Below are 24,940 nucleotides of genomic sequence, written 5' to 3'. Positions count from 1 at the left end.
ACGTGAGTTTCCGAGCGGAGTGGCTGAATGTTTGCCGTGAACTTCCTGGTGCGGCGCCTTTTCCAAGGCGTCATCATCATATTCCTCGTCTCCCTGCTGATCTTCACCCTGTTGCGGGTGGTGCCGGGAGATCCGGTGCGCCTCATGGCGGGCGGCATGGCGCCCGAGGCGCTGATTGAGAAGATCGCGACTGATATGGGCCTGCGCGATCCCATCCCCGTGCAATTCGGCCGGTATATGAGCGGCGTCGTTCGCGGCGATCTCGGTCAATCCTTCGTGCGCCCGGCGAACGGCGCGTCGACAGGTGGAGCCACATTCAACGACACGACCCGCGGCGAGCGCGCAAAGGTCTTCGACCTGATTTTCGACGCCCTGCCAATGACGCTCCAGCTTGCTGCCGTTACACTGGTGATCGCGCTGATCTTTTCGGCGATCGTCGGCATTGCCGGTGGACTGTCGATCGGCAGATGGCCCGACAAGCTGGCATTCTACATTTCCTCGGTCTTCATCTCACTGCCGAATTTCTGGCTCGGCATCGTTCTGGCACTGCTCTTCTCAGTCAAGCTCGGCTGGCTGCCAGCGATCGGCTATCAGGGCTTTGCCTATACGATACTGCCTGCCATCGTACTGGCGGTCGAATTGTCGCCGGTCCTGATCCGCACGCTGGTCAGTTCCGTGTCGGGGCAGATGATGGAGCCCTATGTTTCGGTCGGACGCGTGCGTGGCCTGAGCCAGGCTCGGATCATTTCCAACCACGCGCTGCGCAATGCCTCGGTACCGTTGCTCAATCTGCTCGGCGTGCAGTTCTCGGGCCTTCTCGGCGGCGTCATTATCGTCGAATACATCTTTGATTATCCAGGACTGGGTCTTCTCACCATCAACGCCGTGCTGCAGCGCGACTTCCCCCTGATCCAGGGCATTGCCATCGTCACCAGTGCAATTTTTGTCCTGATCAACATCATTGTCGATCTCGTCGCAACCACCATCGATCCGAGGCTTGAATATTGATGTCCATCACATCGGCACTCAACACCCCGCTCATATCGAAGGCCGCAGGCCGCTCGATTGCACGGCGCATCTTTGACCGCGCCGCCTCAACGCCCGGTTTTCGCATCGGCCTTGCAGTCTTCCTCCTGCTTGCGATCGCAGCCGCTCTTTATCCTGAAATCAGCGGTATCGACCCCACCAAGATGGATGTGAAGGCGCGCCTCCTGCCACCGCTTTTCATCGGAGACAACTGGAGCTGGGCCCATCCGCTCGGCACTGACCAGATCGGCCGCGACATGCTGGTTCGCTCGCTTGTCGGCCTGCGCTATTCTTTCCTGATCGGCATCGTCTCTGTTGCCGTGACGCTCATCATTGGTTGCGCCCTCGGAACCATCGCCGGATATTTCGGCGGCCGCATAGACATGCTGATCATGCGTCTTACAGACGCGCAGCTTTCAATACCGATGATCATTCTGGCGATCGCCGTCCTTGGTGTCTCACGCCCGACAATTCCCGCTATCGTTCTTGTCCTCGGCCTGTCGAGCTGGCCGGTCTACGCGCGCATCATGCGCAGTATCGTGATGACGGAGAGACAACGGGAATACGTGCGCGCAGCAAGGCTGGGTGGCTCGACCGATGCTCGCATAATCATCGGCTTGCTTCTGCCGCTGCTGCTCCCGCCGGTGATCTTTACCTCCGTGCTTGATGTGGCCCGAATGATGATTTTTGAATCGACCCTCGGCTTCCTCGGCCTGGGCGTCCAGCCGCCGACCCCGACCTTCGGCAATATCATCGCGGATGGCCGGAAGTATCTTCTCAATGCCTGGTGGATCGCCACCATGCCCGGCGTGTTCCTTGGCCTGACATTGACCAGCATCAATCTTATCGGTGCGTCGCTGGAGCGCGCCCGAAACACCATTCACGGAGGGTCAGAGTGATGAACCAGCCGCTTCTCCAACTCACGAATGTCACTGTTACCGCTCGACGTGGGGTCGAGGCGAAGATCATCCTTGATGATATTTCTTTCAGCATTGCGCCGCGCGAGATCGTTGGCGTCGTTGGTGCCAGCGGTGCTGGTAAAACGGTCTTGTCAAAAGCCGTCGTCAACTGGCTGGAAGCGCCGCTCGCCCTGCAATCCGGAAGCGTGCTCTTCGAAGGAAAGGATATTTACGGCATCACTGAGAGCGAGATGCGCGTCCTGCGCCGGCGTGTCGCCTATGTTGGCTCCAACCCGATGGGCGCCCTCGATCCAACCTTGCCAGTTGGTTCTCAAATCGTGGAGAAGCTGCGTGCCGTCGTGCCAGGCACCTCCCGGCAGGAAGCGGAAAAGAGAACAATCGAGTTGCTTGAGGCGGTCCGCATTCCATCTGCCCGCAGCCGTTTCAGCGATTACCCCTCGCAATTCTCCGGTGGCATGATGCAGCGCGCCCTGATCGTCGATGCTCTGGTTACCAATCCTGCGCTTCTCATCGCCGACAATGTGACTCAACCGCTCGACGTCACCGTTGCCGCTCAAGTCATCCGTCTGATGAAGGAACTGACTTCGAGCTTCGACACGGCCGTCTTGTTCGTCTCCTCTTCCCTGCCGGTTGCCCGGGAAGCCTGTGACAGGATGCTGGTGATGGAGGAAGGCCGCATCATCGAGGAGCAGGAGACCGAGCGGCTGATTGCGTCGCCTGCCCACGCCTACACGAAGGACCTTGTCCAGCAGACGCCGAAGATCTGGATCGAGAAAAGCGAAATCCCGCGCCTGAACGACAAGCGCGAAACAGTCTTGAGTTTGCGCGACGCATCGCAAATCTACAAGGTTAGAAAGAAAACCGGCTTTGGCGGTTTCAATCACGTGCGGGCCGTCAGAAATGTCACCTTCGATGTGCGCCGTGGCGATAGCTTTGCAATTGTCGGTGAGTCCGGCTGCGGCAAATCCACACTGATGCGGCTTCTCAGCCGGTTGGAATTGCCAAGTTCCGGCCAGGTCCTGTGCGGTGACAATGATATCGCAACCCTTAGCGGCAAGGAGCTTCTTTCCTTCCGCAAGAAGCTGCAGATGGTTCTGCAGGATCCGTTCGGCTCGCTTCCGCCACGCACATCTGTGGGCAGGATGCTGGAAGGCCCGCTTCGCACTCATGGATGGATAGACGGCGCCAAGATTCGCGAACGCGTACTCAAGGTGATGGGCGAAGTCGGCCTGTCCTCCGATCTCTATGAAGAGCTGCCGATAGGGCTGAGCGCCGGCCAGCGCCAGCGGATCAATGTCGCGCGGGCGCTCGTTCTGGAGCCGGAAATTCTCATTATGGACGAGACGTTGTCTGCGCTCGACCAGACGGAACAATTCAAGCTGCTCGATCTTTTCCAGAAACTGCAGAAAGAATACAACCTCACCTACATCTTCATCTCCCACGACCTCGCGATGGTCCGCAAGGTTTGCAACCGTGTCGCTGTGATGTACCTCGGCGAGGTCTTCGAACTGGCCGACAATGAGCGGTTGTTCTTCGATCCTGGCCATCCCTATACCATGGCGCTTCTAAGCGCGATGCCAACGCTTGAGGAACGCCGTTACCAGCCGGAAGATTGCCTTCTCGAAGGCGAACCGCCAAGCCCGATCAATATTCCCACCGGTTGCAGCTTCAAGTCGCGCTGTCCGCGTGCGATGGAAAAATGTGGCAGCCTTCAGCCTGTTCTGACTGTGCGAGGCAGCCAGGATTTCGCCGCCTGCCATCTTGTTCCGTCAGTCGCTGGCGGTGATACGCAGACACCTCAAATGGCTTCGGCCTGAACGTGGTCGCGGTCCCAGCAAGGGGATTCCGGCAGTCGCTAGCATTCAGGGTACATTTTCATGAGTTTCACGGAACATCGCCTCAAGCTTATCCTCGACACGCTGAAACAGACCCAGCGCGTCAACGTGAAGGAACTCGCCGATCATCTGCAGGTCAGCCAGGAATCAATCCGGCGTGACCTGAAGGAGCTTGAATCACGCGGTTATGCCCGCCGGGTCTATGGCGGAGCAGTTCTCGACCAGCAGGAAAGCGACCAGCCCTTTACCGAGCGTCTGCGCGTCGCATCTCGGGAAAAGGCAAGGATCGGGGAGGCAGCGGCGGCCTTGGTCGAGGACGGGATGAAGGTGTTCATCGACACCGGTACGACCACCCTTGCCTGCCTGAAACATCTCGAGAACCGCAAGGATATCACCGTCGTCAGCAATTCTCTCGCCGTCGCTGCCCATTTCTTCCACCTGCCGCAGGCAAGTGTTCGCGTGCTCGGGGGGCGGATGCGGCCCGAATACCAGGCGACTTACGGACATGAAACCGTGGCAGCTCTGAAAGAGCACTTCTTCGACCTGGCCATCATCGCCATCAGCGCCATCCATTCTGATCGAGGCTTCATGGACTTCGGCGAAGACGAGGCCGTTTTGCGCCGCGTAGCCAAGGCGCAGGCCAAGCGCTCGGTGGTCGTTGCCGACAGCTCGAAATTTGGCCGTCTTGGCTCCATTCACACCTTTGGCCTCAACGGAATCGATGCCGTCGTAACCAGTGGCGTGATGGCCCGGGAATTCTCGGAACAATTCAATCAATCAAATGTGGAAATCATACATGCCTGACGTTCTCTCCTCTCCTGCCCCGATCAATCCCCAGCGTCTTCAGTCGCTGATGGAGGCCGTGTCCACCTTCGGCGGTGGTCCTGACGGATCGATGACCCGCCTTACGCTTTCCAGAGAAGACGGCATGGCACGCGACTGGCTGGGCCGATGGTTTGCCGACAACGGTTTCACGCAGTCCATCGACGCAATTGGCAACCAGTTCGGCAAGATGACGCTGGCTGGCGCCAACGCTCCGGTGATCATGGTCGGATCTCACATTGACAGTCAACCGAACGGCGGGCGCTTCGACGGCGCGCTTGGCGTCATCGCGGGCTGTGAAGCCGTTCTCGCGGTGACCGAGCGCCTCAAGGCTGAGGGCCGAATTTCCGCCTGCAACTTTCAGATCGTCAACTGGACCAATGAAGAAGGCGCACGTTTCCAGCCGAGCCTTCTGGGCAGCAGTGTCTTTGCCGGGGCAGCGGAACTTGAATGGGCGCTTGACAGGGCTGACGGCGACGGCGTCACGGTGCGCCGATCGCTGGAAGAGATCGGTTATGCGGGAAGAGACAAGATCGAGATCCCCGACGCCCTGATTGAACTGCATATCGAGGGAGACACCTCTCTCAGTAACGCCGGCGAGCGGTTCGGTATCTTCACACGCTTCTGGGGCGCTATAAAATATCGCTTGGCCTTCCTGGGCCGTCAGGCCCACACGGGCGCCACTCCGATGGCAGACCGGAAGGATGCGTTGCTCGCCGCGGCCTATCTGATCGCCGACCTTAAACAAATCTCGACCGAGCATGGCCTCGACTTGCACACCTCGGTCGGCCGACTGGAAGTCTTTCCCAATTCACCCAACGTGGTGCCAGCCGAAGCAGTGCTGTTCATTGAATTGCGTTCAGGCTCGCCGGAGGTTCTGGCGGAAGCTGAGCGCAAGATGAAAATCAAGATCGACGAGGCCGCGCTGAAGGCCGGAGTAACCTCCGAAGTGCGCGCAATCGACCGCCGCAAGGCCGGGAACTTCGCGCCGGGGCTGATTGCTCTGGCTGAAAGTGCGGCAGCGAATCTTGGGTTGAGCGCTCGCCACCTCGATACGATCGGCGGCCATGACTCAGTTGCGATGTCAGCGGTTTGCCCGGCAGTGGTGCTTGCAGTGCACAGCCGTGATGGCGTCATTCATCATCCAACCGAATATACCTCCCCGGAAGACCAGGCCATTGGCACGCAGATTCTTGCCGACATGCTCTACAGGATCGCCTGCGAAGGCCTGCAGGCCGCAGAACTCGTCGAGGCTGCCGAATGAAGATAGTGGGCTCACCGCAAAACCCGTTGGAAGAACGCGCGGAAAATGCGCTTCTTGCATTTTCTGCCGTGGTCGGAGCCAGACCAGCCTACGCTCTGTCAACTGCAGGGGTCGCATCACCGTCATACCACGCCGTCGAGTCGAGCGGCTTTTCAGTGGCAAGCGCAGAAGGGGAAGCGCGCTATTTCCTGCGCCTTGGTGCTGATGAAGTCGCCGACCTCGTCGATGATGAGGTGGCTTTTGCTGCCGGAACCCGTTTTCACAAGCTCGGCTTCTCACCGGAGCCTATCGTCTACGATAGCAGGGCCCGTGCGACGCTGTTTTGCCGACTTGCAGACGGCTGGCGGACGGCCAAGATCGATGACCTTATGCAGCCGGCAAGGGCTGCGAGACTGATTGAGATCCAGAAGACAATCGCAGCCGGTGTTCCCGTCGGTCACATATGGTCGGTTTTCGACGGGATCGACGAGCTATGGTCGATCGTCTCCGCTGGCGATGCCGATCTGCCCGGTGATGCTGAGTGGATGCTGTCCTGGATGAGGCCAATCCGCGAGGCCGTTGCGGCCGCAGGCTTCGATGTGAAACCGGCCCACGGTGATCCGCAGGCTTCGAATGTCATGCTTGGCCCCAACGAGTCTTTGCAACTCGTCGATTTCGACATGGCCGCTGATATCGACCCCTATTATCAGCTCGGCGTGCAGATGAACGAACTTTACCAGTTCGAAAGCCAGATGAAGCCGCTGCTCGAGATGCATGATGGCGCGTTCACCGAAAAGGCGTTCAGTCGCTGCCGTGTATATGCCGCGGCGGACGATCTCTATTGGGCCTTGCGCAGCCTCGTGCTGGAGCTTCGGTCACCACCAAGGGGTGTCGAATTCCTGAAATATGCGGGCTGGCGTTTTCTGCGTTGCCGAATGCTGCTTGGCCAGCCGGACTTCGAAAGCAGACTCCGCGCGCTTTAAGCGCAGCGATAATAACCACGGGCTAAAAAACGATAATGGGAACAAGCCTATGAACGAATTGGGAATGGCACGATCCGATGCCGAACGGGCGCTGGAAGCCGCGATCATCCAGGTGAAACCCTGGAAAGGCAGGCGACTGCGCTACCGTCCGGTCTCCGGAGGCATCAGCAACACCAATTTTCGCATCGAGGTCGAAGGTGATGACCTCGGATATTTCCTGAAGATTCCCGGCCGCGGCACGGAGATGTTCATCGACCGAAAGGCGGCGGCGGCGGCGAGCAAGCAGGCCGAGGCGATCGGCGTCGGGCCGAAGACGTTCGATTACCTCGATCACCTCGATATAGAGATCGCGGAGTTTATCGACGGCCGCCGCGCGTCGACCCATAAGGATTTTGCAGATCCGGCGATCAGAAACGAGGCGGTGCGTGTGTACCGGCAGTTTCACGACGCCCCTGCCCTGCCACTGACAAAAACCGTCTTCGACATGATCGAAGAGCATTTTGATCAGGTGCGGGTACTTGGCGGCCACTGGCCGCTCGACCATGACTGGCTGTTCCGGTCCTATAAGCAGGCGCGTGCAGCACTTGAGGCTTCCGGGCTTGATCTCGTTCCGTGCTTCAACGATCCAATGCCGGGAAACTTCCTGATCGGCGACGACAAGTCGATCAAGCTCATCGATTTCGAATATGCCTCGAACAATGAACGCCTCTACGATCTGGCGATCTGGAGCGGCGAAATGTTCTATTCCGAGGACGTCGACTGCGAAATCATCGAGGAGTATTTCGGCTTTTACAACAAGGCATGTCACGCCCGCTTCATCGTGCATAAGGCGCTGGCCGACATCAAGTGGAGCACCTGGGCGATGGTGCAGAACAGGATTTCGACACTTGATTTCGACTTCTACAAATACGGGATATGGAAACACATGCGCGCCCGCTCGATCATCCATGATCCCCGCTGGCCTCTTTTCCTGAAAGCGCTCTGATGACCAACAACGATACCCACCTGCAAGATACCGCGCCTTACATCGCCTTTGCCGAAGCGCTCGCCGACGCCGCACGCCCGCTGGCGCTTTCCTATTTCAGGACTCCATTGGACGTGATCTCAAAACTCGATGACAGCCCGGTCACGATCGCCGACCGCGCAATTGAGAAACATCTTCGCGCGATGATCGAGGCGCGTTTTCCAGAACACGGTATTTATGGCGAGGAGTTTGGCGTCAAGCAAGGCGACGACTTTACATGGGTGCTAGACCCGATCGACGGCACAAAGAGCTTTATCACCGGCTTTCCTCTGTTTGGCACGCTCATTTCACTAGCCTATCAGGGAAAACCATACTGTGGCGTAATCGATATTCCCGCAACCGGCGAGCGGTGGCTGGGGCGGCCGGGAAAAACGGTATTTGCTGGAACGCCCGCACGAACCAGCAGCAATGAAAGCCTTTCTGACGCCCGCTTCTATACGACCTCACCCGACATGTTCGAAGGTGCCGAGACTGATTGCTTCGAGCGCCTTTCCAGAGCAACGAAGCTGAGACGCTTCGGAGGTGATTGCTACATTTATGGCCTTCTTGCATCTGGGCATTGTGAGATCGCGCTCGAAACGGGTCTGCAGCCCTATGACTACATGGCGCTCGTGCCGATCGTGACGGGCGCCGGCGGCTCAATCACCGACTGGCAGGGCAACGCGCTGTCATTTCATTCGGATGGCCGGGTTTTGGCGTCGGCTAACACAAAGCTCCACGACAACGCCCTGACACTCCTCAACCGGTAATCCATTCCATGCCCTACACTACGACGATCGAGAAAACTGTATTCCGTTTTGATAACCTGAAAGTTCTCATGGCGAAGGCAACGCCAGAGCGCTCCGGTGACCAACTGGCAGGAATCGCCGCCGAAGGTCCGGTCGAGAGGCTTGCTGCACAAATGGCGCTGGCCGATCTGCCGCTCAAGGCATTCCTGGGCGAAGAACTGATTTCGTCCGATGAGGACGAGGTGTCACGGCTGATTGCTGAACGGCATGATGCGGCGGCGTTTGCGCCGGTCTCCTCGCTCACCGTAGGCGAATTCCGCGAGTGGCTGCTGAGACCCGAGACGACGCAGGATCAGCTTGAGGCGGTGACGTGGGGCCTGACGCCGGAAATGGTCGCCGCGGTGTCGAAAATCATGCGGCTACAGGATATGATCGCAGTTTCGGCCAAGCGCCGTGTCGTGACGCGTTTCCGAAACACCTTGGGGCTCGCCGGCCGACTTTCCACACGGAATCAGCCAAATCATCCAACAGATGACAGCCGCGGCATCATCGCCTCTGCGATCGACGGTCTCCTCATGGGGTCCGGCGATGCCGTGATTGGTGTCAATCCCGCAACCGATGCAACGGATGATTACATTCGCATCGTCTCGCTGCTTGACGAATTGCGGGAAAAACTGGCTATCCCCACTCAGACCTGCTGCCTTGGACATGTCACAACAGCGATGCAGGCAATGGAAAGATCCGCGCCTGTCGACCTTGTCTTCCAGTCTGTGGCCGGTTCAGAAAAGGCCAATCGCGGTTTTGGCATCGATCTGGCGCTCCTTAAGGAAGCGCATGAAGCGGCACGATCGCTCAAACGCAGCCCACCCGAAGCAAACGTCATGTATTTTGAAACAGGTCAGGGAGCGGCTCTTTCCGCCGACGCCCATTTCGGCGTCGACCAGCAGACGATGGAGACGCGCGCCTATGCGGTTGCCCGCGAGTTCGACCCGCTGCTCGTCAACACGGTCGTCGGCTTCATCGGACCGGAGTATCTCTTCAACGGCAAGCAGATCATCCGAGCCGGCATTGAAGACCATTTCTGCGGAAAGCTCCTCGGCCTGCCGATGGGTGTGGACGTTTGCTATACAAATCACGCCGACGCTGATCAGGAGGATATGGATACGCTGCTTACCCTGCTTTGCGCGGCCAACGTCAACTTCGTCATCACAGTTCCTGGCGCTGACGACATCATGCTGAACTACCAGTCTCTTTCCCATCACGATGCCGTCTATTGCCGCGAGACTCTGAAGCAGCCACCCGCACCGGAATTCGAGAAATGGCTGTTTGAGATTGGACTGACTGATCGCCACGGGGCGCTGGTTGGTGAGCCTATTGCGCTGTCCAATTATGTCCGAAACAGCGAACTGATGGGAGCCTGATATGGTAAAAATGCTCAAACCAGCAGCCAGCGATAAAACTCTGGGCCTCAAGGACATGACCGATGCGCGTGTTTCGCTCGGCCGCCATGGCGCGGGCCTTCCGACGCGCGCGCAGCTCGCCTTTCTTCTCGACCACGCGCGGGCGCGTGAAGCAGTCTGGACAAGCATCGACCGGTCCTCGCTGGCGGATAGGCTCGCTCGCCTTGGCCTTTCTGTTGTCAATGTTGAGAGCATGGCACGTGACCGCAACATCTATGTGCGGCGGCCTGATCTCGGACGGCAGCTTTCGGAAGAATCTGCGGCACTGCTGAAACATAAAAGGACGATCGAGGGTTATGATGTCGCAATCATCGTTGCGGACGGCCTCTCGTCCAGCGCAGTTGACCTTAATGCGGTGCCTTTGATCGAGGCGCTTGTGCCGAGGCTGGCATCTCTCAACCTTTCGGCCGCGTCAATTGTCCTCGCTAACCAAGCGCGCGTCGCGGTTGGCGATCCCGTCGGTGAGGCGTTAGGTGCAAAATTAACGATCGTGCTTGTGGGCGAACGTCCGGGACTTTCAGCTGCCGACAGTCTCGGTGCCTATATCACTTATGGCCCGAGGTCTGGAAACCCGGATTCCAGCCGCAACTGTGTCTCCAATATAAGGGATGGCGGCTTGCCGATCCATGAAGCTGCAGAGATTATTACCGCCCTTACGCGAGATATGATGAGCACCCGCGTCAGTGGTGTAGGTCTCAAGGCTGCGATCGCGGGGCTCCTTAAAAACCAGAACGGTTCCGCGCCGCCCAAAGAGCTAGTACTCGTTTGAAGCCCTGAGATTGCGAAGCCCTATTGAACCTGGCGTTTGCAATGGATTCCAAGGGATTTTCTCTGGAGGGTGGTAATGCTCCAGAGCTGTATAGGACAAGGCCCTGTGTATCTCAGGGCTTTCTTTCGCGTTGTAGCCGTTCCCGCCACTGGGCGTCCCCCAACCTTCGCTCAGTTGCCTGAAACTCCGTCGAACCAACAGAAATTAAGGCCGTTGCATTTTCACGGAACTCGTCATTTGATACCTGTCCGACGCGGATTGGGGACGCATATGGACGGCACGCATCTTTTCGAACTCGTGATCGCGATGTTTCTCGCCATTATCGTGCTGCACTACATCGCACACCGCATGGGCCTGCCGCCGTCCGTAGCGCTTTTGGTGGGCGGGGGAACGTTGGCATTCGTCCCCGGTTTGCCCACCATCTCCGTCAATCCGGAACTGGTTCTGGTGATATTTTTACCGCCACTGCTGCTCGACGGAGCCTGGTCGATCGCCGTGGATCGCCTGAAACGACACGTCTTCGGAATTGCATCTCTCGCGATCGGCGCAGTGCTGTTCACAACAATCGTCGTTGCGGTTGTTGTCCACTTCCTGATGCCGTCCCTGCCGTGGGCTGCCTGCGCAGCCCTTGGTGCCATCGTTTCACCTCCCGACGCAGTTTCGGCACGGGCCGTGCTCGAACGGGTGAAGATTCCGAGACGCCTCCATATCCTTCTGGAAGGAGAAAGCCTCCTGAATGACGCCAGTGGACTCGTACTCTTTCGTTTTGCCGTAGCGGCTGCGGCTGGCGGTACGTTCAGCACAACAGACGCACTCGGTGAATTCATCTTTCTGGCCGCAGGTGGCGCCGCAATCGGCGCGGTGGTCGGCTTCGCATGGGTAAAGCTTGTCCGGCATCTGGGTGACGAATATCTGATGATCGCCGCGACGGCTATTCTGTCGTGGGCCGCCTATCTTTTGGCGGAACGGATGCACACATCCGGTGTGATCGCCACGGTGACCGCGGGGTTGATTGCATCATGGCATCAGCACACGGTGCTGTCTGCAGCGACACGCATGCGCGGCACGTCATTCTGGAACGTCCTTGTTTTCCTGATGGAGGCAATGGTTTTCATCCTGATAGGACTGTCGCTACGTGACGTCGTTGAACGTGGCGGCGGCTTTGGCTCACTGGTTGGTTCCATGGCCCTCCCCGCGGTGACGGTCCTCGTTACGCTCGTCATCGCGCGGTTCGTGTGGATATTCGTATCGGATTTCGTCATCGGGTTATTTCATGGCTTGAAACTCGCTCGCTCCACACCCCTCGGAGCAGGAGGGGTAACAGCGCTGGGTTGGGCAGGCATGCGCGGCGTCGTCACGCTGGCGCTTGCTCTCAGCCTGCCGGAGGATTTTCCGGGACGCGACTTCATTCTGGTCATGGCATTCGCGGTCATCGTGGGAACCGTTCTCATACAGGGAACGACGCTTGGATGGATTATCGCGTGGGCGGGGCTCGGCAATATCGAACCGGAGCGTGCACCGATGACAATGAGCGAGGCCGAAGCCTCCATGGCGCAGGTCCAGTTCGCAACTGTTCAAGCGCTTGCCCATGATGAAAACGGAGAGCTTATCCATCCCCAACTCCTGAAGAGATACGAACATCGACTGACGGCAAGCGTCAAATATGCCGAAAGCACCGAGAAATATTCGCCACTTCTTCATGCCCACTTCGATGTCGTTCTCCAAGCTGTCGCTGCCGGCAGAAGAGAACTCATTCGTCTGCGACGCGAAGGGAAGATCGATGACGAAACACTACGAGAGCTTGAGCATGATCTCGATCTTGAAGAGCTCAGCGCAATTTCTGCGAAGGCGTGACTGGGGGTCGACTCCCAGTGCCATCTCCCAGCGAACCTTATTACTTCGAGCCAGTTTACGACGTCCCCAAACCGTCGACCATCGCCCGTGTGGGTGACCCTGGACAGGAGCGGACTACCGAAAAGGGCGATAGTCGTTCGCGTGACAATTTCGGGGCATTCGGCTATGTTACATGGTCTACGAGCATTCACTGACGCAATCAATTTGCGGTCAGCCTTTGCCCGCCAACGAAGCTTATTGGGGGGAATGCGATGACACAGCTCGACGAAACAAAACTACATTCTTTCATTGGCAAAATGCTGGGCGACCTCGGAGGAGCCTTCAGCGTTCCAACTGTCAGGATCGGTTTGAGATTGGGCCTCTTCGATGCGCTGCATCGCGTCGGACCGGTAACCTCCGCAGGCCTGGCGGCGGCTTCTGGCGGTCTTTCTGAGCGATATGTCAGGGAGTGGGCGCTGGCACAGGCTGCGAACGGGTACATCGACTACGACAGCGGTTCCGAGATGTTCAGTCTTTCACCCGAGCAGGCGATGGTTTTCGTCAACAAGGACAGCCCCGTCTATCTGGAAGGCGCTTTCGATCTGGTGGCCGCGATGATCGAGGGAGAGCCAAAGGTTGAGCACAGTTTCCGGACCGGCGGCGGGGTGCGGTGGGGAGACACTGCGGGTTGCCTGTTCTGCGCAACGGGCGCGTTCTTTCGGCCGGGATATGTGAACAATATCGTGCAATCGTGGCTGCCTGCCCTTCAGGGCGTGGAGGACAAACTGGTGAAAGGGGCCAAGGTGGCCGATGTCGGCTGTGGCGTTGGCTTCTCGACAATTCTTATGGCCGAGGCATATCGCAACGCCAGCTTCATCGGCTACGACTTCCACGAGCCATCCATAGAAGAGGCGAACAAACATGCCCGAAGCCATGGAGTGGACGACCGAGTGAAGTTCGTCGCGGCGACGGCCAAAGACATCAAGGATACGGATTTCGATCTCATCACCAGTTTCGACTGTCTGCACGATATGGGTGATCCGCGTGGGTGCGCGGGGCACATGTCGCGCATTCTCAAACAGGACGGCACCTGGATGATCGTCGAGCCCATCGCGGGCGACGGCCCCAAGGACAATATGAACCCTGTCGGCCGCCTCTACTACAATGCGTCCACCATGATCTGCGTGCCGACGTCGCTTGACCAGGAGGTGGGTGAAGGATTGGGCGCGCAGGCTGGGGAAGCGAAGCTTTCCGAGGTCATCCGCTCGGGTGGCTTTACCCACGTCAGGCGGGCCTTTACGGGGCCTTTCAACATGGTGCTGGAGGCGCGGGCTTAGGAGGTTTCGCAGGTGGGGAAAGCGTCGCGTCGATATTGAAAACCTCGCGTCGCTGGCCTTGTCGGCACGGCAAATAGGAATAATAAGGCTATCGGCGACAGCTTAGACGAACAAGCCGTCTGCGACCGCGAAACCGCTTTTTTGCAAATCGCTCAGTGTGGTGTCGAGGAACTGGATCGAACCGCCATCCGGCGACGCGACCAACAGTTCATTTGCCGAAACCACCGTTGTGGCCGCCAGCAAAGCGGCCTTGGATACAAAAAGATCGCTGGTGAATACCAGAGTGTCATCGGCCCGCAACCGATGCACGATATCGGCGCCGTGCACCCCTGCCGAACCAGAACGCATCGGCACCGCAGCGTGCAAGGTTGCTGGAAGAGACGGCAGATTGTTAAGGCTTCGGAATAACCGTTGCCAGCTTGCGAAACGGCGACAGGATTTCGAGACGGCTTGGAACCCCCTTGGCGATGCTGACGATCGAGCCCGGACCAATCTTCACAGGATCGGCGTCCGCCTGCGAATAGATCGCCTCGCCCTCAACCACCACAAAGGTTTCTTCAAGTTCGCGGCCAGGGTAGTTGTAGATGCCGGGCTCCGCCCTCCAGACGGCGACGATCGTACCGTTCTCGATGTCGTCCTGCCATATCTGGCGGCGGTAGGAGCCGCTGCCTCGTCCTTCGGCCGGCATGGCTGGAACAAGGTCCACATCGTCGGAAATATTGAAAATCGGCATTGTCATGAACATTCTCCTCGCTAGGTTTGATTTAGGGTTCGTCGGATTAAAGCTTGGCGCGTCACGCATGGGGCGGAAGCTCCCTGCCCGCGAGCCTTGTCGCGATATTATCGCGCAGGCGGTAATATCTTAGGGTCAGGGCTGGCGCGAAATTCATGTAGAACGGTGCGGATTTCAGCGGCTCCAGTTTCAGGGCCAATCCGTTTTCCGGCTTGCCGAGCGCCCATTCCGAAAGGATGGAACCGAGCATCGAGCCTGTTGGCACGCCGCGACCGGAGAGACCTGTCAAAGCCACGACGCCCGGTGCGAGATCATAAAAGCGTGGAACGGTGCGATATTGCATGTCCAGTTCGCCAAACCAGACATAGTCCCAGCGAATATCCTCTGTGATCTGGGGATGCAGCCATTTCAGCCGCTCGCTCATGACCTGTTTTGTATAGATCATGTCCCGCCCACGGCGCCCCATGGGAAACATCGAAGCCACAATCCGGCCTTCGGCATTATATTTATACACATAGATGTCACCACGGCCGTCGTGGATCGTCGTGTTCTGTGGCAGGACGGAAAGGCGGGTGTCTGCGGACAGGATTTGCGATGCGGCAACGAAGACGCGCTGAATCTTGAAGGTGCGGTCGAGCTTCGGCCACCCGCCCACAGTGTAGGCACCGGTGGTGAAAATTACTTTCGATGCAACGACCTCGCCGTACTCCGTCGTTACTTTCCAGCCGCCACCTGCCTCGCGCTCGCACCCTGCTACGCCCGAGCCGGTGAATATCCTCCCGCCTTCCTGGAGGACTGCCCTGCCAAGTCCTCTGGCATAACCCAGCGGATTGAGATGGCCCGCCTCCTCGTGCAGCCACCCCCCATGGAAACGCGGGCTCCCGGTCACCGCGGCCACTTCATCCCGGTCGAGAAGCCGGGTTCTGGCGCCGACCTGATTGTAGGTCTCGACCTTGCGTTTCAGCTCCTCCATCGCACCTTCATGCGGCGCGCCCATCACATAACCCCTCTGCACCCATTCGCAGTCGATCTGGTAATCGCGGATCATCTGTGAAACGCGATCATTCGCCCGCGTCTGCCGTTCGATGAGCCGTTCCGCCCAAGGTTCGCCAAGCATCTTGCGCAGTTCAGGCAGGCTGTAATGCGTAAAGGTCGGAGTGCAATGCCCGGCATTGCGGCCGGAACCTCCAAAACCGATTTCCTGCCGCTCCAGAAGAACGACGTCAACGCCGGCCCTGGCCAGTTCGAGCGCGGTAGTGAGACCAGAGTACCCGGCACCGACGATGCAAATATCGGCTTTGATGCGACCGGAGAGAGGTTTCGTCAGCGGCGCGGAAGCGGCCGTCGCATACCAGAGCGTGACGTCAAAGGGCGAGAAAGAAGCCATCAACCCGCACTCTCAATTCAGATCGCTGCGGGCATCGAGCGCGTCGCGAAGTCCGTCGCCTATGAAGTTGAAACTCGTGACGGCGAGTGTGATGGCGACACCGGGGACGATGGCGAGCCAGGGCGCCTTGTCGAGATATTGCTGGGCACCGTTCAACATGTTGCCCCAGCTTGGCAGCGGCGGCTGAATGCCGTAACCCAGAAAACTGATGTAGGCCTCAAGAAGAATGGCGCGCGCCACCGTCAACGTCGCCGCGACGATGATGGGCCCGGCAGCATTTGGCAGTAATTCCCGAAACATGATCCAGCCATTGGGCAGACCAAGCATCCGGGCTGCCATCACGAAGTCTCGCTCGCGCAAGGAACGGACCTCTGCCTCGACCAGACGTGCAATCTCCATCCAACTCGTGACGGCAATGATGACCGTGATCATGAACGGGCTCGGCTTGACGAAAGCTGCCAGTGCCAGAAGCAGGAAAATGCTCGGGAAAGAAAGAAACGCATCAACGAAGCGCATCAGGATTGCGCCGACGCGACCGCCGTAATAACCGGCAACGACACCGATGACTGTCCCGATCACCGTCGACAGCACCATGGCGAAAAACCCGACAAGCAACGAGATGCGGCCGGCATTGAACAGTCGCGCCGCGATGTCGCGCCCGAGGGGGTCCGTACCGAATATGTGGTAGCCGGTCATAGGCGGCGCAAAGCGCGCGCGCAGATCAATGAACAACTCGTCGTAAGGCAAGAGATATGGGCCGACAACGCAGGCAAAGATCATGATCGTGATCATGATGACGCCAAGAACTGCCAGCTTGTGGCGGGCAAAGCGGAGAAGCGTACGGTTCTGCCACCAGCGGAAGCGTGGCACGGCGCGGGTGGGTTGGAGTGTGGCAGCGGACATGGTCTTTCCTTCCGTTGATTGCGGTGCTCGCCGGTTAAGTCCTATCCGAGCCGGATACGGGGATCGACGAGAGCGACCATCAGGTCAGCGAGCAGGCTGCCGAGCAGCACGAGGATTGCGGAAAACATCAAAAGGCCCATGACCACCGGATAGTCATGATAACCAAGGCTATCGAGGAAGAGACGCCCCATGCCCGGCCAGGTAAAGACGGTTTCCGTAACAAGCGCACCTCCGAGGATCGTCGGGAGCTGAAGGCCGGCAAGCGTGATCATCGGCAGGAGGGCGTTACCAACGACATGTTTCATCAATACCCGACGTGGCGACAGCCCCTTGGCCCGCGCGGTGCGGACGAAATCCTGATTGATGACGTCAAGCGTCGCGGTCCGCATATAGCGGCTCCAGACGGCGATATTGACGAGGGCTAGCACCAGGCTCGGCATGATCAGGTGGATCGCATAGTCGTAGAATGACTGGTCACCGATGGTGTACATGTTGCCCGCAGGCAGCCATTTCAGCCGCAGCGCAAAAACATAGATCGCAACCAGGCCGAACCAGAAAGTTGGAATGGACAGTGCGATCATCGCGCCGACTGTCGCGGTATAATCGAACAACGTATAACGCTTGGTGGCACCCTTGATCCCGATCCACGTACCGACAAGGATCGAGACGACCGTCGATGAGATCATCAAAAGCAATGTCGCGAAAAGATGTCCGGAGATAATGTCGAGAACCGGGCGCTGGTCGCGATAGGATTTACCCCAATCACCCTGCAGTAATCGCCAGGCCCAATCCAGATACTGGATCGGCAAAGGCCGATCGAGGCCCATCTGGTGGGCGATGCGGTCGAGAGCTTCCCGCGTCATGCCCGGCGTGAGAGCAAATTGCGACAGGGGCCCGCCCGGCGCAAGATTGAGGATCGCAAATCCAATAATCGAAACAAGCAGCAGGAGCACAAGGCTCTGCCATATGCGGTGTAAAAGAAAGGTCAGCATGGGTGAGACTCCAGGTCGCATCGTGGACAGGCATCAAGCCCGTCCACGAATAGCCGTCAGTGCACCGGCTGTTTCAAAGCCGGCGCGTTCCACATATCTCGGAGCAAAGCCCCGTTTCGTGGCTCGCCTTTACGCCAGATGCCAGGTCGCAACGTTCCATGTGTCGATGCGCGTATTGACGTTCGGCTTGACGTTCTCGATACCCTGCTTGTGGCCGCGGACCGTCGCATATTGGAACAGCGGCAGAAGCGGCATTTCCTTGCGCATGATCTCTTGAATTTTCAGGTAAACCGCCTTGCGCTCCTCCGGCACGAAGAGGCTGCCGCCTTTCGCGAGAAGATCATCAACTTCCTTGTTGGCAAACTGCCAGGTGTTCTGGCCCGAACCGCCTTTCGCCGGGCTCGACGTCGAACGGAAAAAATCAGATGTATCGGGGTCGGGCCCGGTCAGAAAATCGAGACCAACAATAACGGAATCGAATTTCGACAACATCCAGTAGTCGCCCCACATGACAGCCGGCGGCAGGTTGGAGATGGTCATTTCCACGCCGATATCCTTAAAGGATTGCTGCATGTATTGCTGCACCTGTTCGCGGATGTGATTGCCCGCTGTTGTCGAGCAGGTGAAGGCAAGCTTCACCCCGTCCTTCGCGCGAACACCATCGGCACCGGCCACCCAGCCCGCATCATCCAGAAGCTTCTTCGCCTTTTCGATGGAATATTCATGTTTGGGCAAATCCGGATTGTAATAGAATGACTGCTGGGGGACGTAGCTCTCCGTGGGAGTTGGCAAACCGTAATAGAGCGCCTCTATGATCGACTGTTTGTCGATTGCGGCGTAGAGAGCCTCCCGGACAGCCGGATCCTTGAATTGTGGCCGCTCCATGTTGAAGGAGAGCGATTCAATCGTTGAACCGGGTACGACATTGACAACCTTTCCGGAAAGATCCTTGGCCTCGTCATAGTGGTCCGGCGTGATCCACTGCAGACCAACAACGTCGATATCGCCTGTCTTGAACTGGGTGTACAGAACATTGAGGTCAGGGACATATTTGTAAATCAGACGCTCGACATGCGGGCCGTCACCAAAATAGTCGGTGTTGGCTTCAAGAAGGATGTAATCGCCGGCGACGCGTTCCTTCCATTTAAAGGCTCCGGTACCGACAGGTGCGTTGTTATAGGCGGCTGTGTTGCGGTCGGCTTCCGCACCGAGAAGATGTTTCGGGGTCATGAAGGTGGAAGCAAGGATAGACGGATAGGGCGCAAAGGGCTTCTCCATCTTCCAGGTGATTTCCGTCGGGGACACGACGCTCAGGTCACGGACGAATTCATGTCCGGTCTTGCGCCACGACCGGAAATTCGGATCGACGAGAAGCTCAAGTGTGAACTTGACATCTTCGGCGGTAAACGGCTTTCCATCGTGCCACTTGACGTCGTCACGAAGCTTGACTTTCCAATTGAGACCATCGGCGGAAATACCGCCGTTTTCGACTGTTGGGACCTCCGCTGCTAGCGCGGCGACGAAGGCGCCCTTCTCGTCCACGTAAAACAGCGGGTCAAAAATGCTGAAGTGGATCCCTTCATCCACTTCAATGTGGGGCATATGCGGATTGAAGACAGTGGGTTCCTGAGAGAAGCCGACGGTCAGCTGGCCTTTGGCAGACTTGTCCTGCGCCATGGCGCGGGAAAAGACCGGAAGTCCGGAAAGGACGACACCGGATGCACCAAGTGCAAAAAGGCCGAGTGCCTGGCGGCGGGTGGTATTGATAAGCGGCTTGTTCTGGTCGGACATTTTTAGTTCCCCTTGATCCGATGGTTGAACATGACGATTATTGTTTCTTCCGCCTCTTTGGGCAGTTTGGCTCCCTTCGACAGTTGCCTGCCTTGTGCTTTGACATGACGGCTTGCGCTCGGCCCCGTGGCGTCACCCTAGAATCCGCTGACGAGTTTGATCTTCGAGCCATCGCTAAAGCGGCTGAACCGAAAATCATGGCGATCAACGATCGGGTTACGGCCGGTTACAATGTCGGCCATCAACTTTCCGGCCGCGGGCCCTATTCCAAACCCGTGGCCTGAAAAACCGGTCGCGACATGGAAACCCGGAATGGCGTCAACGGCGTCGATGACCGGAATGGCGTCCGGCGTTACATCGATCATGCCTGCCCAGCGCTGCGAGATTTCCACCTTTTCGAAAATCGGAAATGCCTGTTTCAGCTTCGCCAGAGCGCCGTCCGTCATCGCTTTCGACGGAACCGGATCGAGCACGCGGTTATATTCGAAGGGCGACGGCTCATCGAGATTCCAGCGACGCGGTATGCGCCATTCATCGTAGAACTTGCCCGTCAGACGCAGATCGAGCGAACGCCACTCGTGCCGCAAAGCAGGCAGGAATTTCAACGCGTAGCGGAAAGATGCCGGAACGATGTCGACGATATTCTGAAAGCCGTTTGCGATCGTATATCCACCATCCAGACGCTTGCGGATAGCAAAACCATTTGACCAAATTGCCTCTTCCGGCCCGCCCTCCAGCGGCTTTGTCCGCAGCACAGAGTTCATGACCTTGAGCTGCGGTAAGTCGAGCCCGTTATTACCCAGGAAGAGGCTGGACCATGCGCCTCCTGCCATTACCACAGCCTTGCAGGCGATTTCGCCACGCTCCGTCACCACGCCGGAGACCCTTCCACCTGAAAGCTGGAGGCCGCGCACTGCGCATTCTGTGAGGATAGCGGCGCCCCGATCGCGTGCCGCTTCCGCAATCGCGGGCGCTGCCCGCTGCGGCTCCGCGCGGCAATCACCGGCGGTGTAGAGCGCACCGGCAATATTCATGTTGGATCCAGGATATTTTGACTTGAATTCCGCCGCACTCAGCATGCGACTCTCAATCTGGTAGCCCTCAAGATTGTGGTTCCAGCGTTCGTGCTCGGCAAATTCCCGTTCATTGGCGCAGGTGAAGACGATGCCGGATTGTTTAAAACCCGTCTCCCGCCCGGACCGGCGATTGAGGTCGGCCCAGATGCGAAGCGCCTCTGCCATCAGGGGCACTTCGCGCGGGTCGCGGCGGGAAATACGCACCCAACCCCAGTTTCGGCTCGATTGCTCGTGCCCGATGCCGCCTTTTTCACACAGGGCAACTCGCAGCCCCTGATCGACAAGTTCGAGCGCGGTAGAGGTGCCGATGATGCCGCCGCCTATGACAACGACGTCGACTTCTTTCGGTAATTCCGCATCCCCATGAACGGGAACGACATAAGGACCGGGCATGTCAGAAAAACTCCTCAAGCTGGCAATTAATGGCGAACTCGGCAACGGAGGCCTCGTTCGGAAGGGACAGCAGCATGGCAATGATACGGGCGAGATCCGCGGGCTGGGTCATCTGCGCGGCCGGCCGCTCGGACAGGACCGCAGCCATGTCGGTTGCCACAAATCCGGGGCAGACGGCGGTCGCGCGCACGCCCTTGTCGAAGCCCGCCTGCCGAACGGCGTGCGAGAGGGCCACGGCGGCAAATTTGGACAAGGAATAGCTGCCCGACGATGCCGACTTGACGCGCTTGCCCGAGAGAGATGCGAGGATAATCACTCGGCCACGACCGCTTTCGCACAATGGATCCCATGCGGCCTTCACAAGCCTCCGCGGCGCCTTGACGTTCACGGAAAACATTGCATCGATATCGTCGTCGTCAGCTTCGATCACGGTCTTCGGGATCATGATGCCCGCATTCGCCACGATGGCATCGATGCGACCGAACCGCTTAAGGGCATCTTGCGTCCATCTTTTTTCAGCAACCACATCATTCGCATCGTAAGTGAAGAGATGAACTTTTTCTTCGTGACCTGCGGCCCAGGAAGGCAGCGCGGGGGTGCGCATACCAAGTGAAACCCGCCAGCCTTCCTCCAAGAGGGTTGCGCCAATTTGATCGCCTATGCCGCGGCTTGTACCGGAGATGAGAGCAACGCGTTGTTCCGATCGATTTGTCATGAAAGCCCCACGATATGCCGATAGGCCCGACGCAAGATGTCGATCACCTGTTTCTGTTCGTCCTCTGGAATGAAGCTGAAGAAATCGCGAGACTGCTGCGGAACGATCTCACGAACTTTCACGGCGAGTGCCGCCCCTGCTTCGGTGATATAAAGTTCCTGCTCGCGGCTGTCTTCCTGCGACACTTCCCGGCGGATGAGGTCATGTGAAACCATCTGGTCAATAATCCTGCCCATGGCCGAACGGTCACGCATCGTGAGATGCGCTATCACCGAAGGGCGGATGCCAGGATAGTCATCAACGAGCAGCAGGGTCGTGATTTTTCCTGTTCCCTTCGCCACATCCAGTCCCTCCAGCCGGTCATCGAGATCGCGCGACACGGCAAGATTGATCGTGCGGATGTAGAAGCTCAACGTGTCTTCGAGAACATCGAGATTGATGTCGGTCGGTGATACGGGCGGTTTCGCAGTTGGCTTATGCATGAGTTTTCCGATCGAATGGCCACAGGACAGCAGTTGCGGGTACGCTTTCCGGGCGCGCCACAGTGCAGGTTTCGGCCATGTCGTATTGCAGTTTTGTGACTATATGAAATGACAGTTAGTGGACAAATGCAACTACTTTTCCACAAATTATGAAATTTATTTATATATTTCATTGCCTTATATCAACGTGTTAAAGCGCCGTCGGACCAGGCGAAATCCGGCGGTCAGAGCGTTTGGAATTGGCGCTCGAGACAAATAGACGTTAGGGCAAACTGCCCGGACGTCTAAATTGTTACATGGCCTAGGCCGTAGCCGCCGGCTCCCAGTCTGCGCCGGGTATGGCCGCAACGAGTTTCTGCGTATAGGGGTGCGTGGGCGATCGGAAGATTTGGGTGGGCGGCCCCTGCTCCACCACGGTTCCCTTGTGCATGACAAGCACATCATCGCAAATCTGGCTTGCGACCCTGAGATCATGGGTAATGAAGATCATCGCCACCTTCATTTCTCTTTGAACATGGGCCAGAAGTTGCAGGACCTGCGCCTGTATGGACACGTCCAGCGCAGAAACGGCTTCGTCGGCCACCAGAACAACCGGGTCGAACATCAGGGCGCGGGCAATACCGATGCGTTGGCGCTGACCGCCGGAAAACTCGTGCGGAAAACGGTCATAGGCCTGCTCGTCCAGACCAACGAGCTTTAGAATTCCAAGGGCCTTTGTTCTCGCTTCGTGCAAGGCCATTCCATGAGCCAGCGGACCAACCGTCAGAATTCTGCCGATGGTGTGGCGCGGATTGAGCGAAGCAAACGGATCCTGAAAGATCATCTGAATATAGGGCCGCAAGGATCGAAACGCGCTTTCGTCCATCGCAGCTATATCGCGACCGTCGAAGCGAATGGCGCCGCCATCCGAGTGAAGCAACTTCAGCAAAACGCGCCCAAGCGACGACTTGCCCGAGCCGCTCTCCCCGACAACACCGAGTGTCTGCCCTTTTCTCAGCTTGAAGCTGACGCCGTTCACCGCCTTGACGCTCCGGGCCTTGCGGAAAAACGAGCCGGAACTGCGGTATTCCTTTTCGAGGTTTTCCACTTCGAGAACAACGGGAGCGCCTTCGTCAAGCGGGCGCTGTGCGTTGCGCATGCGCGGCACAGCAGCAACCAGCCGCTGCGTGTAGGGGTGAACCGGGCTGACCAGAACCTGATCCGCCCTTCCCTGCTCGACGAGATATCCCTTTTCCATTACCACAACACGGTCGGCAATTTCCGCAACCACACCGAAATCATGGGTGATGAACATCACGCTCATGTTTTTCCGCTTCTGGATTTTTCGGATAAGGTCCAGGATCTGCGCCTGCGTGGTAACATCAAGCGCAGTCGTCGGCTCATCGGCAATCAGGACATCCGGATCAAGCGCCAGCGCCATGGCGATCATGACACGCTGCCGCTGTCCGCCGGAGAGGCGGAATGGATATTGCAGTCGCATCAACGACGGGTCGGGAAGGCCCACCTCCTCCAGCAATTCCAGAACCTTGGCGTTTCGGCTCTGCGGCGTTCCGGCCCCATGGGCTTCCAGGACTTCTGATATCTGGTCGCCGACGGTCATCAACGGGTTGAGCGCGGAAAGCGGATCCTGAAATATGATCGAGACCGCCTGACCGCGTAAAGGCCGGATTTTTTCCTCTCTGGCCGAGAGGATGTCCATTCCTCTAAAGTGGATTTCGCCGGAACTGACTGTGATGACCGGCGACAAAAGTCCCATGATCGTACTTGCGGTAACGGACTTGCCGGATCCCGACTCGCCGATGATGCAAAGGATTTCCCCAGCGTGAAGGTCGAACGAAATATCCTTGACCGCGTGGCTGCGCTCCATTCCCGGCGGCAAATCCACCGTGAGATGACGAACGGACAGCACCACGTCGGCCGACGTGGCTGAATGCGACATAAGTTCCCCTTGTTTTTTGTAACTTTGTTCGCGTTTGCCCGGCATATCGCGCCGGAGACAAAATAGTGGACTATATCCACTATCTTGTCCAGTAGCGGCTTCCGCCTGAAGCCGGCCCGTCCGATCGTTACTTGTCCATGGCCTGCGCGCCTATTTTGCCTTTTCCAAATGGCCACCAAAGGCATTGCGCATTGCCGAGAGCACTTTGCCGGCAAATTCGGCCTCACCGCGTGACGAGAAGCGCTCAAACAGCGCCGATGCCAGCACGGGAGCCGGTACGCCCGTTTCGACGGCCGCCTGCAGTGTCCAGCGCCCCTCGCCGGAGTCCGAAACCCGGCCACCATACTGGTCTAGATCAGGGTCCTGCTTCAGGGCCTCGGCCGTCAGATCGAGCAGCCACGAGCCGATGACAGACCCGTCTCCTACTGTGCTATGCGCTATGGGTGTTTCATTCACCGAGACGAACGGTAAAGCGCCGTTTTACCAAACTCCCGCGTTCCCCCAAAAGCAGGTGAAGACGATCTGGCTGCACGCTATGTCCTGCATGGG

General features: G+C 58.0%; 22 protein-coding genes and 1 pseudogene. 12 read left to right on the top strand and 11 right to left on the bottom strand.

Annotated elements, in window-relative coordinates; genetic code table 11:
- Nucleotides 1-27 precede the first annotated feature (27 nt).
- From ASB65_RS09815 to ASB65_RS09760, 12 genes are all read left to right on the top strand, one after another.
- Nucleotides 28-1,008 carry an ABC transporter permease gene (locus ASB65_RS09815; protein WP_060723840.1) on the top strand — a complete coding sequence of 327 codons (981 nt, stop codon included), beginning with the start codon at nt 28-30 and terminating at the stop codon, nt 1,006-1,008.
- The gene (locus ASB65_RS09810; protein ID WP_060723839.1) at nt 1,008-1,925 is read left to right on the top strand and encodes an ABC transporter permease; all 918 of its coding nucleotides are present in this window, start codon (nt 1,008-1,010) and stop codon (nt 1,923-1,925) included. The genes ASB65_RS09815 and ASB65_RS09810 overlap by 1 nt, the downstream gene beginning before the upstream one ends.
- Complete coding sequence (locus tag ASB65_RS09805; protein WP_060723838.1) at nt 1,925-3,763, top strand: ABC transporter ATP-binding protein; 1,839 nt, start codon at nt 1,925-1,927, stop codon at nt 3,761-3,763. Before ASB65_RS09810 ends, ASB65_RS09805 begins: the two co-directional genes overlap by 1 nt.
- A 60-nt stretch (nt 3,764-3,823) precedes the next feature.
- Nucleotides 3,824-4,585: a DeoR/GlpR family DNA-binding transcription regulator gene (locus ASB65_RS09800; RefSeq protein WP_003509648.1), complete on the top strand. Its 762-nt coding sequence runs from the start codon at nt 3,824-3,826 to the stop codon at nt 4,583-4,585.
- The gene (locus tag ASB65_RS09795; protein WP_060723837.1) at nt 4,578-5,867 is read left to right on the top strand and encodes a Zn-dependent hydrolase; all 1,290 of its coding nucleotides are present in this window, start codon (nt 4,578-4,580) and stop codon (nt 5,865-5,867) included. Before ASB65_RS09800 ends, ASB65_RS09795 begins: the two co-directional genes overlap by 8 nt.
- The gene (locus tag ASB65_RS09790; RefSeq protein WP_065695362.1) at nt 5,864-6,829 is read left to right on the top strand and encodes a phosphotransferase family protein; all 966 of its coding nucleotides are present in this window, start codon (nt 5,864-5,866) and stop codon (nt 6,827-6,829) included. The genes ASB65_RS09795 and ASB65_RS09790 overlap by 4 nt, the downstream gene beginning before the upstream one ends.
- Nucleotides 6,830-6,878: 49 nt before the next feature.
- A complete protein-coding gene (locus tag ASB65_RS09785) occupies nt 6,879-7,814 on the top strand; it encodes a choline/ethanolamine kinase family protein (RefSeq protein WP_003509644.1) in 936 nt (311 codons plus the stop codon).
- Nucleotides 7,814-8,602: a histidinol-phosphatase gene (gene hisN / locus ASB65_RS09780; RefSeq protein WP_060723835.1), complete on the top strand. Its 789-nt coding sequence runs from the start codon at nt 7,814-7,816 to the stop codon at nt 8,600-8,602. Before ASB65_RS09785 ends, hisN begins: the two co-directional genes overlap by 1 nt.
- An 8-nt stretch (nt 8,603-8,610) precedes the next feature.
- Nucleotides 8,611-10,002: an ethanolamine ammonia-lyase subunit EutB gene (locus ASB65_RS09775; RefSeq protein ID WP_060723834.1), complete on the top strand. Its 1,392-nt coding sequence runs from the start codon at nt 8,611-8,613 to the stop codon at nt 10,000-10,002.
- Between the two features lies 1 nt (nt 10,003).
- Entirely contained in the window at nt 10,004-10,810 is an 807-nt protein-coding gene (gene eutC, locus ASB65_RS09770) for an ethanolamine ammonia-lyase subunit EutC (protein ID WP_080868580.1), read from the top strand.
- A 270-nt stretch (nt 10,811-11,080) separates the two neighbouring features.
- Nucleotides 11,081-12,664: a Na+/H+ antiporter gene (locus tag ASB65_RS09765; RefSeq protein ID WP_060723833.1), complete on the top strand. Its 1,584-nt coding sequence runs from the start codon at nt 11,081-11,083 to the stop codon at nt 12,662-12,664.
- A 251-nt stretch (nt 12,665-12,915) separates the two neighbouring features.
- Nucleotides 12,916-13,980: a class I SAM-dependent methyltransferase gene (locus ASB65_RS09760; protein ID WP_060723832.1), complete on the top strand. Its 1,065-nt coding sequence runs from the start codon at nt 12,916-12,918 to the stop codon at nt 13,978-13,980.
- Nucleotides 13,981-14,082: 102 nt separating this feature from the next.
- Here ASB65_RS09760 and ASB65_RS09755 read toward each other — a convergent pair whose 3' ends face one another.
- From ASB65_RS09755 to ASB65_RS09705, 11 genes and pseudogenes are all read right to left on the bottom strand, one after another.
- Entirely contained in the window at nt 14,083-14,328 is a 246-nt protein-coding gene (locus ASB65_RS09755) for a hypothetical protein (RefSeq protein WP_003509633.1), read from the bottom strand.
- Between the two features lie 43 nt (nt 14,329-14,371).
- Nucleotides 14,372-14,719 carry a cupin domain-containing protein gene (locus tag ASB65_RS09750; protein ID WP_003509631.1) on the bottom strand — a complete coding sequence of 116 codons (348 nt, stop codon included), beginning with the start codon at nt 14,717-14,719 and terminating at the stop codon, nt 14,372-14,374.
- A 55-nt stretch (nt 14,720-14,774) separates the two neighbouring features.
- Entirely contained in the window at nt 14,775-16,100 is a 1,326-nt protein-coding gene (locus ASB65_RS09745; RefSeq protein WP_003509630.1) for an NAD(P)/FAD-dependent oxidoreductase, read from the bottom strand.
- Between the two features lie 12 nt (nt 16,101-16,112).
- Nucleotides 16,113-17,003, bottom strand: a complete 891-nt coding sequence (locus ASB65_RS09740) for an ABC transporter permease (RefSeq protein ID WP_003509628.1) — start codon at nt 17,001-17,003, stop codon at nt 16,113-16,115.
- 41 nt (nt 17,004-17,044) lie between these two features.
- Entirely contained in the window at nt 17,045-17,995 is a 951-nt protein-coding gene (locus tag ASB65_RS09735) for an ABC transporter permease (RefSeq protein ID WP_060723831.1), read from the bottom strand.
- A 129-nt stretch (nt 17,996-18,124) separates the two neighbouring features.
- Nucleotides 18,125-19,786 carry a peptide ABC transporter substrate-binding protein gene (locus ASB65_RS09730; protein WP_060723830.1) on the bottom strand — a complete coding sequence of 554 codons (1,662 nt, stop codon included), beginning with the start codon at nt 19,784-19,786 and terminating at the stop codon, nt 18,125-18,127.
- A gap of 137 nt (nt 19,787-19,923) precedes the next feature.
- On the bottom strand, nt 19,924-21,255 hold the full coding sequence (locus ASB65_RS09725) for an NAD(P)/FAD-dependent oxidoreductase (RefSeq protein ID WP_003509622.1): 1,332 nt from the start codon (nt 21,253-21,255) through the stop codon (nt 19,924-19,926).
- Nucleotide 21,256: 1 nt separating this feature from the next.
- A complete protein-coding gene (locus ASB65_RS09720) occupies nt 21,257-21,970 on the bottom strand; it encodes an SDR family NAD(P)-dependent oxidoreductase (protein WP_060723829.1) in 714 nt (237 codons plus the stop codon).
- Nucleotides 21,967-22,452 (bottom strand): MarR family winged helix-turn-helix transcriptional regulator, encoded by a 486-nt coding sequence (locus tag ASB65_RS09715; protein ID WP_060723828.1) that lies wholly within the window; start codon nt 22,450-22,452, stop codon nt 21,967-21,969. Before ASB65_RS09715 ends, ASB65_RS09720 begins: the two co-directional genes overlap by 4 nt.
- A 301-nt stretch (nt 22,453-22,753) precedes the next feature.
- The gene (locus tag ASB65_RS09710; protein WP_060723827.1) at nt 22,754-24,391 is read right to left on the bottom strand and encodes an ABC transporter ATP-binding protein; all 1,638 of its coding nucleotides are present in this window, start codon (nt 24,389-24,391) and stop codon (nt 22,754-22,756) included.
- Between the two features lie 150 nt (nt 24,392-24,541).
- Nucleotides 24,542-24,808: pseudogene (locus tag ASB65_RS09705) on the bottom strand (6-phosphogluconate dehydrogenase (decarboxylating)); the annotation flags it as partial.
- Between the last annotated feature and the right edge of the window lie 132 nt (nt 24,809-24,940).

This window comes from Agrobacterium tumefaciens str. B6, assembly GCF_001541315.1.
GTDB lineage: Bacteria > Pseudomonadota > Alphaproteobacteria > Rhizobiales > Rhizobiaceae > Agrobacterium > Agrobacterium radiobacter.
The sequence above is the reverse complement of the archived record's forward strand: the minus strand, read 5'-3'. Positions and strand labels throughout refer to the sequence as shown.

Coding starts and splice junctions, on each gene's coding strand:
- ASB65_RS09815 (WP_060723840.1), top strand. CDS start 28: ATGTTTGCCGTGAACTTCCTGGTGCGGCGCCTTTTCCAAGGCGTCATC.
- ASB65_RS09810 (WP_060723839.1), top strand. CDS start 1,008: ATGTCCATCACATCGGCACTCAACACCCCGCTCATATCGAAGGCCGCA.
- ASB65_RS09805 (WP_060723838.1), top strand. CDS start 1,925: ATGAACCAGCCGCTTCTCCAACTCACGAATGTCACTGTTACCGCTCGA.
- ASB65_RS09800 (WP_003509648.1), top strand. CDS start 3,824: ATGAGTTTCACGGAACATCGCCTCAAGCTTATCCTCGACACGCTGAAA.
- ASB65_RS09795 (WP_060723837.1), top strand. CDS start 4,578: ATGCCTGACGTTCTCTCCTCTCCTGCCCCGATCAATCCCCAGCGTCTT.
- ASB65_RS09790 (WP_065695362.1), top strand. CDS start 5,864: ATGAAGATAGTGGGCTCACCGCAAAACCCGTTGGAAGAACGCGCGGAA.
- ASB65_RS09785 (WP_003509644.1), top strand. CDS start 6,879: ATGAACGAATTGGGAATGGCACGATCCGATGCCGAACGGGCGCTGGAA.
- hisN (WP_060723835.1), top strand. CDS start 7,814: ATGACCAACAACGATACCCACCTGCAAGATACCGCGCCTTACATCGCC.
- ASB65_RS09775 (WP_060723834.1), top strand. CDS start 8,611: ATGCCCTACACTACGACGATCGAGAAAACTGTATTCCGTTTTGATAAC.
- eutC (WP_080868580.1), top strand. CDS start 10,004: ATGGTAAAAATGCTCAAACCAGCAGCCAGCGATAAAACTCTGGGCCTC.
- ASB65_RS09765 (WP_060723833.1), top strand. CDS start 11,081: ATGGACGGCACGCATCTTTTCGAACTCGTGATCGCGATGTTTCTCGCC.
- ASB65_RS09760 (WP_060723832.1), top strand. CDS start 12,916: ATGACACAGCTCGACGAAACAAAACTACATTCTTTCATTGGCAAAATG.
- ASB65_RS09755 (WP_003509633.1), bottom strand. CDS start 14,328: ATGCGTTCTGGTTCGGCAGGGGTGCACGGCGCCGATATCGTGCATCGG.
- ASB65_RS09750 (WP_003509631.1), bottom strand. CDS start 14,719: ATGACAATGCCGATTTTCAATATTTCCGACGATGTGGACCTTGTTCCA.
- ASB65_RS09745 (WP_003509630.1), bottom strand. CDS start 16,100: ATGGCTTCTTTCTCGCCCTTTGACGTCACGCTCTGGTATGCGACGGCC.
- ASB65_RS09740 (WP_003509628.1), bottom strand. CDS start 17,003: ATGTCCGCTGCCACACTCCAACCCACCCGCGCCGTGCCACGCTTCCGC.
- ASB65_RS09735 (WP_060723831.1), bottom strand. CDS start 17,995: ATGCTGACCTTTCTTTTACACCGCATATGGCAGAGCCTTGTGCTCCTG.
- ASB65_RS09730 (WP_060723830.1), bottom strand. CDS start 19,786: ATGTCCGACCAGAACAAGCCGCTTATCAATACCACCCGCCGCCAGGCA.
- ASB65_RS09725 (WP_003509622.1), bottom strand. CDS start 21,255: ATGCCCGGTCCTTATGTCGTTCCCGTTCATGGGGATGCGGAATTACCG.
- ASB65_RS09720 (WP_060723829.1), bottom strand. CDS start 21,970: ATGACAAATCGATCGGAACAACGCGTTGCTCTCATCTCCGGTACAAGC.
- ASB65_RS09715 (WP_060723828.1), bottom strand. CDS start 22,452: ATGCATAAGCCAACTGCGAAACCGCCCGTATCACCGACCGACATCAAT.
- ASB65_RS09710 (WP_060723827.1), bottom strand. CDS start 24,391: ATGTCGCATTCAGCCACGTCGGCCGACGTGGTGCTGTCCGTTCGTCAT.